Annotated in this window: 10 protein-coding genes and 1 pseudogene; 3 read left to right on the top strand and 8 right to left on the bottom strand. The window is 60.2% G+C overall.

What is annotated here, in order from left to right:
- Positions 1–22 precede the first annotated feature (22 nt).
- On the bottom strand, positions 23–2,629 hold the full coding sequence (gene leuS / locus F8N62_RS11100) for a leucine--tRNA ligase (protein WP_150711000.1): 2,607 nt from the start codon (positions 2,627–2,629) through the stop codon (positions 23–25).
- Positions 2,630–2,908: 279 nt separating this feature from the next.
- On the opposite strand from leuS, the pseudogene F8N62_RS11095 reads away from it, so the two are divergent.
- Positions 2,909–3,239, top strand: a pseudogene (locus F8N62_RS11095) (hypothetical protein).
- Positions 3,240–3,334: 95 nt separating this feature from the next.
- Positions 3,335–4,096: a YdcF family protein gene (locus F8N62_RS11090; RefSeq protein WP_150710999.1), complete on the top strand. Its 762-nt coding sequence runs from the start codon at positions 3,335–3,337 to the stop codon at positions 4,094–4,096.
- A gap of 96 nt (positions 4,097–4,192) precedes the next feature.
- On the opposite strand, the gene lnt is transcribed toward F8N62_RS11090, so the two are convergent.
- From lnt to miaB, 5 genes are all read right to left on the bottom strand, one after another.
- Positions 4,193–5,716, bottom strand: a complete 1,524-nt coding sequence (gene lnt, locus F8N62_RS11085; RefSeq protein WP_150710998.1) for an apolipoprotein N-acyltransferase — start codon at positions 5,714–5,716, stop codon at positions 4,193–4,195.
- A gap of 14 nt (positions 5,717–5,730) precedes the next feature.
- A complete protein-coding gene (locus F8N62_RS11080) occupies positions 5,731–6,570 on the bottom strand; it encodes an HlyC/CorC family transporter (protein WP_017340984.1) in 840 nt (279 codons plus the stop codon).
- A 5-nt stretch (positions 6,571–6,575) separates the two neighbouring features.
- A complete protein-coding gene (ybeY, locus tag F8N62_RS11075) occupies positions 6,576–7,070 on the bottom strand; it encodes an rRNA maturation RNase YbeY (RefSeq protein ID WP_150710997.1) in 495 nt (164 codons plus the stop codon).
- Entirely contained in the window at positions 7,063–8,067 is a 1,005-nt protein-coding gene (locus F8N62_RS11070; protein ID WP_150710996.1) for a PhoH family protein, read from the bottom strand. The genes ybeY and F8N62_RS11070 overlap by 8 nt, the downstream gene beginning before the upstream one ends.
- Before the next feature lie 231 nt (positions 8,068–8,298).
- A complete protein-coding gene (gene miaB, locus F8N62_RS11065) occupies positions 8,299–9,624 on the bottom strand; it encodes a tRNA (N6-isopentenyl adenosine(37)-C2)-methylthiotransferase MiaB (RefSeq protein ID WP_191632372.1) in 1,326 nt (441 codons plus the stop codon).
- Between the two features lie 135 nt (positions 9,625–9,759).
- Here miaB and F8N62_RS11060 point away from each other — a divergent pair, with 135 nt between their 5' ends.
- Positions 9,760–10,089, top strand: a complete 330-nt coding sequence (locus tag F8N62_RS11060) for a DUF1820 family protein (protein WP_007894425.1) — start codon at positions 9,760–9,762, stop codon at positions 10,087–10,089.
- Positions 10,090–10,304: 215 nt separating this feature from the next.
- On the opposite strand, the gene F8N62_RS11055 is transcribed toward F8N62_RS11060, so the two are convergent.
- Together F8N62_RS11055 and hemL are read right to left on the bottom strand one after the other, a co-directional pair.
- Positions 10,305–10,859: a tetratricopeptide repeat protein gene (locus tag F8N62_RS11055; protein ID WP_150710994.1), complete on the bottom strand. Its 555-nt coding sequence runs from the start codon at positions 10,857–10,859 to the stop codon at positions 10,305–10,307.
- A gap of 225 nt (positions 10,860–11,084) precedes the next feature.
- Positions 11,085–12,368, bottom strand: a complete 1,284-nt coding sequence (gene hemL / locus F8N62_RS11050; protein ID WP_150710993.1) for a glutamate-1-semialdehyde 2,1-aminomutase — start codon at positions 12,366–12,368, stop codon at positions 11,085–11,087.
- Positions 12,369–12,395: the final 27 nt, after the last annotated feature.

Raw genomic sequence — 12,395 nt, 5'->3', positions numbered from 1 at the left:
GCTCACCTGGCGCCTGATCCAATTAGCTGGCGACGATATTGACCAGTTTCCCGGACACTACGATCACTTTACGAATAGTCAGGCCATCGACAAAGCGCAGCACGTTTTCATTGACGCGGGCAGCGGCTTCGACTTCTTCGCGAGTCGCGGTGGCCGGCATTTCGATCTGGCCGCGCAGCTTGCCGTTGACCTGGATGACCAGCGTCAGGCTGTCCTGCACCAGCGCGGTTTCGTCCACCACCGGCCAGCCTGCGTCGATCACCGGCCCCGCGTGACCCAACTTGTTCCACAGTTCGTGGCTGATGTGCGGGGTGATAGGCGCCAGCAGCAACGTCACGGCTTCCAGACCGTCGTGAATCAGTGCGCGATCCTGTTCGGTGCCTTGCGCGGCTTTTTCCAGCACGTTCATCAGCGTCATCACCTGGGCGATGGCGGTGTTGAATTTGTGGTTCTGGCCGACGTCGTGGCTCGCCTGCTTGATAGCCAGGTGGATCGAACGGCGAATGGCTTTCTGCTCGTCATTCAGCGACGCAACGTCCAGCTTGCCCGGCAGGCCCTGAGTGACGTGCGCTTGGGCGAGACGCCAGACGCGCTTGAGGAAACGGTGCGAACCTTCGACGCCGGAATCGGACCATTCCGCGCTCATGTCGGGCGGTGAGGCGAACATCATGAACAGGCGGCAGGTGTCGGCGCCGAACTGATCAATCATCGACTGTGGGTCGACGCCGTTGTTCTTCGACTTGGCCATCTTCTCGGTGCCGCCGATTTCGACCGGCAGGCCGTCGGCGATCAGCTTGGCGCTAACCACTTTGGCCTTGCTGTCACGCTCGAGTTCGACGTCCGCCGGGTTGAACCAGGTGTAGGCACCGTTGGCTTCGCGACGATAGTACGTCTCGGCGATGACCATGCCTTGGGTCAGCAGGTTCTTGAACGGCTCGTTGGAGCTCACCAGGCCTTCGTCGCGCATCAGCTTATGGAAGAAACGCGCGTACAGCAGATGGAGAATCGCGTGTTCGATCCCGCCGATGTACTGGTCAACCGGCAACCAGTGGTCGGCCGCCGATTTTTCCACCAGGCCGCCTTCATAGTGCGGCGAGGCGTAACGGGCGTAGTACCACGAGGACTCGACGAAGGTGTCCATGGTGTCGGTTTCACGCTTGGCCGGGGCGCCGCATTTCGGGCAGGCGCACTCGTAGAACTCGGGCATGCGTGCCAATGGCGAACCGGCGCCGTCCGGCACCACATCTTCGGGCAGCACGACGGGCAATTGATCTTCCGGGACTGGCACATCACCGCAGGTGTTGCAGTGGATGATCGGGATCGGGCAGCCCCAGTAGCGCTGACGGCTGATGCCCCAGTCGCGCAGACGGAACTGGGTGCGCGAGGCGCCGAGGTTTTTCTTGATCAGCGCGACTTCGATGGCATCGAAGGCGCCGACGAAATCGAGGCCGTCGAACTCGCCGGAGTTGATCAGCGTGCCGTGCTCGCCGTAAGCATCCTGCCAAGGGGCCGGATTGGTGTCACCGGAACTGGTGCGCACCACCGACTTGATCGGCAGGTTGTACTTGGTGGCGAATTCGAAATCACGCTCGTCGTGCGCCGGAACGGCCATGACCGCGCCATCGCCGTAGTGCATCAGTACGTAGTTGGCGACCCATACCGGGAGCTTTTCACCGGTCAGCGGGTGCTCGACGAACAACGAGGTCGGCAGGCCTTTTTTCTCTTGGGTGGCGACGTCGGCTTCAGCGACGCTGCCGCCCTTGCATTCAGCGATGAACGCTTGCAGCTCCGGATTGTTCTGCGCGGCCAGGGTAGCCAGGTGGTGCTCGGCGGCTACGGCAACGTAGGTTGCACCCATCAGGGTGTCCGGACGGGTGGTGAAGACTTTCAGTGCGCCGGCTTCGCCGATGGAATCGACGTTGTACGGGAACTGCACTTCCATGCCGCGGGATTTGCCGATCCAGTTGCGCTGCATGGTCTTGACCTGTTCAGGCCAGCCGGTCAACTCGTCGAGACTCTCCAGCAGTTCATCCGCATAAGCAGTGATCTTGAAGTAGTACATCGGGATTTCGCGCTTTTCGATCAGCGCGCCGGAACGCCAGCCGCGACCGTCGATCACTTGCTCGTTGGCCAGAACGGTCTGGTCGACCGGGTCCCAGTTCACGGTGCCGCTTTTCTTGTAGATCACGCCTTTTTCGAACAGGCGGGTGAACAGCCATTGTTCCCAGCGGTAGTAGTCCGGCTTGCAGGTGGTGACTTCACGGGACCAATCCACCGCGAGGCCCAGGCTGCGCAGCTGGGTTTTCATGTAGGCAATGTTTTCGTAGGTCCACTTGGCGGGCGCGACGTTGTTCTTCATCGCGGCGTTTTCCGCCGGCATGCCGAAGGCGTCCCAACCCATGGGTTGCAGGACATTCTTGCCTTGCATGCGCTGATAGCGCGAGATCACGTCGCCGATGGTGTAGTTGCGCACGTGCCCCATGTGTAGCTTGCCGCTGGGGTAAGGGAACATCGACAGGCAGTAGAACGTCTCCTTGCCTGGCTGTTCACTGACTTCAAAGGACTTTTGCTCGTCCCAGAACGACTGGGCGGCGGCTTCGATTTCACGGGGCTGATATTGTTCGTGCATGGCTACTTTTGAACTGAATAGGGGTGGCCTAATCCTCTTCAATGCAACGCTGGACGGTGAGCACGCCAAATCGGCGTTTCGGTGCCCAGACGAGCTGGAAGTGGAGTTACAGGAAGCGCCGTAGCATACATGACCGCGCTCTACCGAGGGAAACCCTGATTGCACGCAGCCGCCGACCGAATTGCCCTGCGAGGGCCGTTGGTCGCGGCACTCAGCCGGTTTGTTCATGGAAGCTAAGCTCTAAATGGGGAGCGAGTCTTATCTTCAATGAGGTGAGGGATGGTTGAGTCACAGCAAAAAGTTACGAAACCGGAGCTGTACGAAAGACTGATCGATCGTCTGGGAATGGCCCTGGACGCGGCGAAAACCGCTGATCGGTTGCGCGATGAGCGTCCCCTGGAGCTGGAACTGCGTGGCCTGAGCCCCGCAGAGTTTGCATTGGTCAAGGCGTATCTGGATCGCAGTGAACGTGAAACACATGGATGCTTGTCGGAAGCAGTGAAGCAACTAGACGCACCACGTTCGGCCAAGATCATCTGGCTCAAGGATAAGGTACCTGGCAGGGGACGCGGTAAAGGTCCGGTCGCTGCATTTCAAGTTGGGCAATTGAAGCCATAACTGTCGTTTTTTTCAGCATAGTCCTTGCCCATCTGTTGTCGCGCTGCGTCAACCCACTTAGGCTTCGGGCATCTCTGGAGATGCTCGATGCCTTTTCGTTATTTCGTTAAACACCTTCTGATGCCTCCCGGCGTTCTCTTGCTGTTGCTGGTGCTTGCCTGGTGGTTCCGTCGCTCACGGCCGCGCCTCGCCGGCGTGTGCTTTGCGTTGGGCGTGGGCGGTTTCTGGCTGATGAGCCTGCCGGTCGTCGTGCAGTGGGGCGCCGCCGCCCTGGAGCGTGAGCCGCCGCTGGCACGCGAGCAATGGGCAACCCTCGCGCAGCGCGCCGACGCGATCATCGTCCTTGGCGCGGGGCGTGAACGAGGCGACCCGGCCTGGGGCACCGACCAGCCCACGGGAGTTGCCCTTGAGCGCGAACGCTATGCGGCGCGCCTGGCCAAGGCCTCGGGCTTGCCGATTCTGACCAGCGGCGGATTGCATTACGGAACGCCGCCGAGCGAAGCGCGATTGATGGCCGACTCGCTGCGTGAGGATTTCGGCGTGCCGGTGCGTTGGCAGGAAGAACGCAGCCGTACCACGTGGGAAAATGCGCAGTTCAGCGCCGAGGTGTTGTTGCCCGAAGATATAAAGCGCGTGGTCGTGGTGACACAGGCGTGGCACATGCCGCGAGCGGTCTGGAGTTTCCAGAAGGCCGGGTTTGCCGTGGTGCCGGCGCCGATGGGGTTTTTAGGCGTGGATAATGCTGAACCATTAGGCGGCTGGATGCCGGAGTTCAGGGCCATTTGGCGCAGCGGGCAGTTGTTGAATGAGGCGGTGGGGCAGGTCGGGTATTGGATGTTTTATCGCTGAAAGTCAAAAGATCGCAGCCTGCGGCAGCTCCTACAGGACGTATACAATCCGGTGTAGGAGCTGCCGCAGGCTGCGATCTTTTTGCAAGCGCCGCGCTTAAACAGTTTTGGCCATACGGTTCGCGACCAGTGCCCAGCCAAACAAAAGCACACAAATAATGATCAACGGCCACGAACGCCATTGCAGGTAAGGCGTCAGGTTGTGCATTGGTACCACTTCGCCGTACAGGATGCCCTGTTCGAATTGCGGGATCTGCACAGTGATCTGGCCAAACGGGTTGATCAGGCCGGTGACGCCGTTGTTGGTGGCGCGGATCATCCAGCGACCGGCCTCGAGTGCGCGCATCTGCGCCATCTGCAAGTGCTGCAGCGGGCCGATGGAAGTGCCGAACCAGGTGTCGTTGCTGATGGTCAGCAACAAATCGCTGCGGGCGGCGAGGCTGGCGGCGAATTCCGGGTACACCACTTCGTAGCAGATGTACGGCGCAATCTGATAACCCTTGGCCTGCAGCATCGGCTGATCGGCGGGGCCACGGGCGAAGTCCGACATTGGCAGGTCGAAGAACGCGATCAGCCCGCGCAGCACTTCCTGCAGCGGCACGTACTCGCCAAACGGCACCAGTTTCTGTTTGAGGTAAGTGCCATCGCCTTCGCCGACCACGGTGATGCCGTTGAAGAAACGCTTCTGGTGGTGCACTTCCTGGCGAATCGGCACGCCGGTGATCAGCGCAGACTTACGCTCGGCGGCAAAGCTTCCCATCATGTTCAGGTAGCCTTCAGCGGACTCCTTGAGCACCGGGACCGCTGTTTCCGGCCAGATCAACAGGTCAACCCGCTTCGAACTGAAACTCATGTCGCGGTACAGCGCCAACTGTGCGTTGAGCTGCGCCGGGTCCCACTTCATGCTTTGTTCGATATTGCCCTGAATCGCCGCGACGCTCAGCGGCGCACCGGCCGGACTGGTCCAGGCGTGTTCCTTGAGTGCCATGCCAGCCACCCACGGCCCGATCAGCAACAATACGCCAGCGGCGATGAAGCCTTTGCGGCCCGTGCGGACCAGGCGCAAAGCGTTGTAGATCAGCGCGGCGGTCAAGGCCAGGGTGAAGGAAATCAGCCACATCCCACCGACTGGCGCGAGCCCGGCCAGCGGGCCGTCGAGTTGGCTGTAACCGGAATACAGCCACGGGAAGCCCGTGAGAAACCAGCCACGAAAGGCCTCCTGACCGACCCACAGCGCGGCGAATGCCAAGGCGTCCGCCAGTGGCGCTTCGTTGCGGCGCAGCCAGCGCGCCCAGATCCAGGCGGGCAGGGCAAAGAACCAGGCAATCGCCGCCGTAAAGAGCAGCATCAGGAACCCGGCCAGCAGCACCGATGCGCCGCCGAAGTTGTGGATGCTGTAGTAGATCCAGCTGGTGCCCGCGCCAAACAGACCGAAGCCGAAACACCAGCCACGGCCCAGGGCCTGACGAGGATTCAGTTCGCGCAAACCGGCGTAAAAAAATCCGACCGCCAGCAACGCCAGTGGCCAGATATCGAACGGCGCCAGGGCCAAAGTGGTGAGTGCACCGGCCGCCACGGCCAGCAGGTTACCGGGCCAGCCGGGGCGGGTCATACGACGCATTTCAATCCTTGGATTTATCGGGCGATAGGGGTCAGGCGCAGCAAATGAATTCGACGGCTGTCGGCGTTCAGGATGCGGAAGCGGTAGGGACCGATTTCAGTGATTTCATTGCGTTTTGGCAAGTGCCCGAACGCGCTCATCACCAGGCCACCCACGGTGTCGAACTCATCGTTGGAGAATTCGCTGTCGAAGAACTCGTTGAAGTTCTCGATCGGCGTCAGCGCCTTTACGAGGAAGTCACCGCTTGGCAACGGCTTGATGTAGCTGTCTTCTTCGACGTCATGTTCGTCTTCGATGTCGCCGACGATCTGTTCCAGCACGTCTTCAATGGTCACCAGACCCGCCACACCGCCGTATTCGTCGATGACGATGGCCATGTGGTTGTGGTTGGCGCGAAATTCGCGCAGCAGCACATTCAGGCGCTTGGACTCGGGCACGAAGGTGGCCGGGCGCAGCAGGTCCTTGATGTTGAAGCTGTCGCCATTCTCCTTGAGGATCAACGGCAGCAAATCCTTGGCCAGCAACACGCCCATCACGTCATCGTGGCTTTCGCCGATGACCGGGTAGCGGGAGTGGGCCGAGTCGACCACGGCAGGCAGGAATTCGCGGGGTGTCTGGGTCGCCTTGATGCTGATCATCTGCGAGCGCGGGACCATGATGTCCCGGACTTGCAGGTCTGCTACCTGAATGGCGCCTTCGACGATGGCCAGCGCTTCGCTGTCCAGCAACTTGTTCTGGTGTGCATCGCGCAGAAGCTCCAGCAGCTCCTGGCGGTTCTTCGGCTCGTGGGCAAAAGCCTGGGTGAGTTTACCCAGCCATGACTTCTGCCCGTTGCTCGATCGATCTTCGCTCATAGCGATTACTCTGAATCCTTTGTTGTCACGATAGTGGAAGTTTCAATTTCGTCATCCGCGTACGGATCGGGATAGCCCAGTTCGGCAAGCAACGTCCGTTCCAGCGCTTCCATTTCCTCGGCTTCGTCGTCATCTATATGGTCGTAACCCAGCAGATGCAAGCAGCCGTGAATCACCAGATGCGCCCAGTGCGCCTTGAGTTCCTTTCCTTGCTCGGAGGCTTCGCGCTCGACCACCGCTACGCAGATAACCAGATCGCCCAGCAGTGGGATATCGAGAAACTCGTCCGGCACATCGGCGGGAAACGACAGGACGTTGGTGGCGTAATCCTTTTGCCGCCAAGTGTGATTCAGCTCGCGGCCTTCGGTTTCGTCGACCAGGCGAATGGTCATTTCGGAATCGGCGGTGCGTTGGCGCAAGGCGAGTTCGCACCATTGGCGAAACTCGGCTTCGCTTGGCGCAGGGGCTTCGGTTGCCAGTTGCAGATCAAGCTCAAGCATCGCGGCGGCTGTCCTTGGGCGTTTCGTCTGCTGCGCGATTCTCGAAGCGCTCGTAGGCTTCGACGATGCGTTGCACCAGCGGATGGCGCACAACGTCCTTGGGCTTGAAATGGGTGAAGCTGATGCCCGGCACGTCTTTCAGCACTTCGATCACGTGGTGCAGCCCCGACTTGGTGCCTTTCGGCAGGTCGACCTGGGTGATGTCACCGGTGATGACCGCCGTGGAGCCGAAGCCGATCCGGGTCAGGAACATCTTCATCTGTTCGACGGTGGTGTTCTGGCTTTCGTCGAGGATGATGAAACTGTTGTTCAGCGTCCGACCGCGCATGTAAGCCAGTGGCGCGACTTCGATCACCTGGCGCTCGATCAGCTTGGCGACGTATTCGAAGCCGAGCATTTCGTAGAGTGCGTCGTAGAGCGGACGCAGGTACGGATCGATCTTTTGCGACAGGTCGCCGGGCAGGAAGCCAAGCTTTTCGCCGGCTTCAACCGCTGGACGCACCAGCAGGATGCGCCGGATCTGCTCGCGTTCCAGCGCGTCTACCGCGCAGGCCACTGCCAGGTAGGTCTTGCCGGTACCGGCCGGGCCGATGCCGAAATTGATGTCGTTGCCGAGGATTTCCTTCACGTAGCGCAGCTGATTCAAGCCGCGAGGGCGAATCATGCCTTTTTTGGTGCGCAGGGCCACGGAGGGTTCGGACGGGGAAACGTTGTCCAGCGCTTCGACGGCCGATTCCTGCAGGAACAGGTGAACCATGTCCGGCGACAGCTCGGTACCCTTGGTTTCCCGGTACAGGCGACGCAGGAGGTTTTCCGCGGAGGTGGTGTGTTTGGGGTCGCCGATCAGCTCGAACTGGTTTCCGCGGTTGCGGATCTCGATGGTCAGGCGTTGCTCGATCAAGCGCAGATGCTCGTCGAACATCCCGCACAGATTGGCGAAGCGGCGAGCCTCAAAGGGCTCGAGGATGAAGCGATGTGGTTCGATGGGTGCGTTCAAGGTCGTATTTAGCCGCCCTGGGGCAATTAAGATGAAATCAAGGATAACGCCAGTGACGCGGGTGCGAAAGCTCTTAAATCGGGTGCAGAAACTTTGCTTCTGAACTGTGGCGAGGGGATTTATCCCCGTTGGGCTGCGAAGCGGCCCCCAACAATGGGACTGCTGCGCAGACCAACGGGGATAAATCCCCTCGCCACAAAAGCCCGGCTCCCACAGTGATTTTCGGTGTTACTAGATCAGCGAACCCCGCAGCGAGTGCGGCTGCGCGGCATCGATGCGCACATCGGCGAACTGGCCGATCAGGGTGGGCGTGTCGCAGCGGAAGTTGACGATCCGGTTATTCTCGGTCCGGCCTTGCAGCTCGCCGGGGTCTTTTTTCGAGTAGTCGGTCACTAGAATCCGCTGGATCGAGCCGACCATTTGTCGGCTGATCTCGAAACCCTGCTGGTTCAGGCGATGTTGCAGGGCGGTCAAGCGTTCTTTTTTCAACGCTTCCGGAGTTTCGTCGGCCAGATCGGCGGCCGGGGTACCCGGACGCTGGCTGTAGACGAACGAATAGGAGAAATCGAAACCGACGTCTTCGATCAGCTTCATGGTCTGTTCGAAGTCTTTCTCGGTCTCACCGGGGAAGCCGACGATAAAGTCCGAGCTGATGCAAATCCCCGGCACCGCAGCGCGCAGTTTGCGCAGTTTGGATTTGTATTCCAGCGCGGTGTGGTTGCGCTTCATCGCCGAGAGAATCCGGTCTGAACCCGACTGCACCGGCAAGTGCAGGTGCTTCACCAACTCCGGTACATCGGCGTGGGCCTGGATCAGGCTGTCGGAGAATTCCAGCGGATGGGACGTGGTGTAGCGAATCCGGTCGATCCCGTCGACCGCCGCCACCACGCGGATCAGCTCCGCCAGGTCGGCCAGGCGCCCGTCGTGTGTAGTGCCGCGATAGCCGTTGACGTTCTGGCCCAGCAGCGTCACTTCACGTACGCCGTGCTCGGCGAGGTGAATGATCTCGGCAATCACGTCGTCGAACGGGCGACTGACTTCTTCGCCCCGGGTGTAGGGCACCACGCAGAACGTGCAGTACTTGCTGCAACCTTCCATCACCGACACATAGGCGCTTGGGCCATCGATGCGCGGCTCGGGCAAATGGTCGAATTTTTCGATTTCCGGAAACGAGACGTCGACTTGCGGCAATTTGGTGGCGCGCGCGGCGTCGATCATCTCCGGCAAGCGATGCAAGGTCTGCGGGCCGAACACCACGTCGACATAGGGTGCGCGATCGCGGATGGCCGCACCTTCCTGGCTGGCCACGCAACCGCCGACGGCGATCACCATGTCCGGGTTGGCCAGTTTCAGTTCGCGCCAGCGGCCGAGCTGGGAATAGACCCGGTCCTGGGCGCGTTCGCGGATCGAACAGGTGTTGAGCAGGATCACGTCGGCGTCTTCAGCGCGCGCGGTGACTTCCAGGGCCTGATGTTCGCCCAGCAGATCGACCATGCGCGAGCTGTCGTACTCGTTCATCTGGCAACCGTGGGTTTCGATGTAAAGCTTCTTGGCCATGGATACAGTCATCACGTGATTCAAAGAACCGCGCATTATAGGGAACATGTCCCGCGGTTCCTACCGCTGTGCGTCCGGCGGCTATGCTATAGTTCGCGCCCTCATTTTTATCCCCCGATGTGTTGCTCGCCCACCATGACCAAACGTGAAGCTCCAATCTACAAGGTGATTTTCCTCAACCAGGGCCAGGTGTACGAAATGTATGCCAAGCAGATCTATCAAAGTGATCTGTGGGGCTTCCTGGAGGTGGAAGAGTTCGTCTTTGGCGAGCGCACGCAAGTAGTCGTCGACCCGAGCGAAGAGAAGCTGAAGGCTCAGTTCGAAGGTGTAGTGCGCAGTTTTGTGCCGATGCATTCGATTGTGCGCATCGACGAAGTCGAGCGCCTGGGCACACCGAAAATCAGCGAAGCCCGTGGCGCGGTTGGCAATGTCATGCCGTTTCCGATGCCGATGCCTGAGAAGTAGGACCGAGTCGCTCCCTTCGCGGGCAAGCCTCCCTCCTATGGCGGAGTTTAGGGTAGAGAACGGATTCTGTGGTGAGGGGATTTATCCCCGTCCGGCTGCGTAGCAGTCGTAAAGCCAGCAAATGCGATTTACCTGAGAGAATGCGATGGCCGGTTGCAGGGCCGCTTCGCAGCCAACGGGGATAAATCCCCTCACCACAGGGGGCCGCGTTCAGGCTAGGGAAGGGGCGAAAACGGCGTGCGCCCGTCGGCGCTTTGCAATTCCATCAGGTACTTGCGGAAGATTTGCCCGAGCACCTGAGTGGCGACTTCCAGCTCTTCGCGTGGCATCTTCTCGGCAACTTCATCCGCGGTATCCAGCGCTTCTTCAGCGCCATTGACCGCCGCCATTTTCAGCACGATATACGCCTGAATGTTATTGGCCGGTACACCTTCGCCGTGGAAGAACATCGTGCCGAGTTTGAACTGCGCCTGGGCGTGGCCTTGCAGCGAGGCCTTTTCGAAGAAGTTCAGCGCTTTATTGAGGTCGCGCGGCGTGTTTTTGCCGTCGTAGTAGAACTCACCCAACTCGTACTGTGCTTGCGCATCCCCGTCATCCGACGCTTTCTGGCAGGCGGCGAGCGCCTGAGCCAGGTCTTGCGGCTGGGTATTGAGGGTGCAACGACCCATCGCTGGGATTAACAACGAGTTGCCGCCTGCTTGTGCGAGCGCGAGCAGGGGCTGAAGGAGCAACAGGCAGCCCAATGCAAGGGCGCGGCCGGTGCGGTTCATGGGAATCGACTTACCTCTGAAGGGCGCGCGGACCCAACGAGGGGATCCAATAAGCGCGCATTATGAAATAAGCAGGGCCAACCTTACAAAGTCTTTACTCGTTTTTCTGCTGCGCGGGGAATATATCGCCCACTTTGCGGGGGATTATTGGCAGATGAGCAGAAAAAGAGGCACCGATGTAGGTGAAAGCTGACGCTGGCTATGGCCAACGTCAGCGGCACGGCTTTATTTCAATGCGGCGAATGCACGTTCGGCAGCATCCAGCGTCAGTTTCAATTCGGCTTCGCCGTGGGCGATCGACGTGAAACCCGCTTCAAAAGCACTCGGCGCCAGGTACACGCCGCCTTCGAGCATCAGGTGGAAGAAGCGTCCGAACAGCTTCGCGTCGCTGGCCATGACATCGTCGAAAGTGACAATGTCATCGGCGCCGCTGAAGTACAGGCCGAACATGCCACCCGCCTGCGTGGTCACGAACGGAATCCCGGCAGCGTCGGCGCGTTGTTGCAGGCCATCGAGCAAACGGCTGGTGTAGTCGCTGAGTTCGTCATGGAAACCCGGGCGGCTGATCAGGCGCAACGTCGTCAGGCCAGCGGCCATGGCCAGCGGGTTACCCGACAAGGTGCCCGCCTGGTAAACCGGGCCCAATGGCGCGATGTGCGACATGATTTCGCGTTTGCCGCCGAAGCAGCCAACCGGCATGCCGCCACCGATGATCTTGCCGAAAGTGGTCAGGTCCGGCGTCACGCCGTAGTGAGCCTGTGCACCGCCGAGGGCGACGCGGAAACCGGTCATCACTTCATCGAAAATCAGCACCACGCCGTGCTGGTCGCACAGCGTCCGCAAGCCTTCGAGGAAGCCTGGCGCCGGAGGTACGCAATTCATGTTGCCGGCCACCGGCTCGACGATGATGCACGCCACGTCCTGGCCGACTTCGGCGAGCATCGTCGCCACGGCTTCGATGTCGTTGAACGGTAAAGTCAGGGTGTGTTTGGCGAAAGCCGCCGGCACGCCGGCCGAGCTTGGCACGCCTTGGGTCAACGCGCCGGAACCGGCCTTGACCAGCAGGCTGTCGGAGTGACCGTGGTAGCAGCCTTCGAACTTGATGATGCTGTCGCGACCGGTGAAACCACGGGCCAGGCGAATCGCGCTCATGGTCGCTTCGGTGCCGGAGCTGACCATGCGCACCATTTCCATCGACGGCACGATCGAGCAGACCAGGTCGGCCATCTCGGTTTCCATCTCGGTCGGCGCGCCGTAGGACAAGCCGTGTTCCAACTGTTTACGCACCGCGTCCAGCACGTCCGGATGGCTGTGGCCGAGGATCATCGGGCCCCAGGAACCGACGTAATCGACATAGCGCTTGTCGTCTTCGTCGGTGACGTAGGCGCCTTCAGCGTGTTTGAAAAACAGCGGCGTACCGCCAACGCTCTTGAACGCGCGCACTGGCGAGTTCACGCCACCGGGAATGTGTTTCTGGGCATTGGCAAACAACGTTTCGGAACGAGACATGATCGGACTCTCAAATCAGATTTTAAG

This window comes from Pseudomonas fluorescens, from assembly GCF_902497785.1.
GTDB classification, from domain to species: Bacteria; Pseudomonadota; Gammaproteobacteria; order Pseudomonadales; family Pseudomonadaceae; genus Aquipseudomonas; species Aquipseudomonas fluorescens_BO.
The sequence above is the reverse complement of the archived record's forward strand: the minus strand, read 5'-3'. Positions and strand labels throughout refer to the sequence as shown.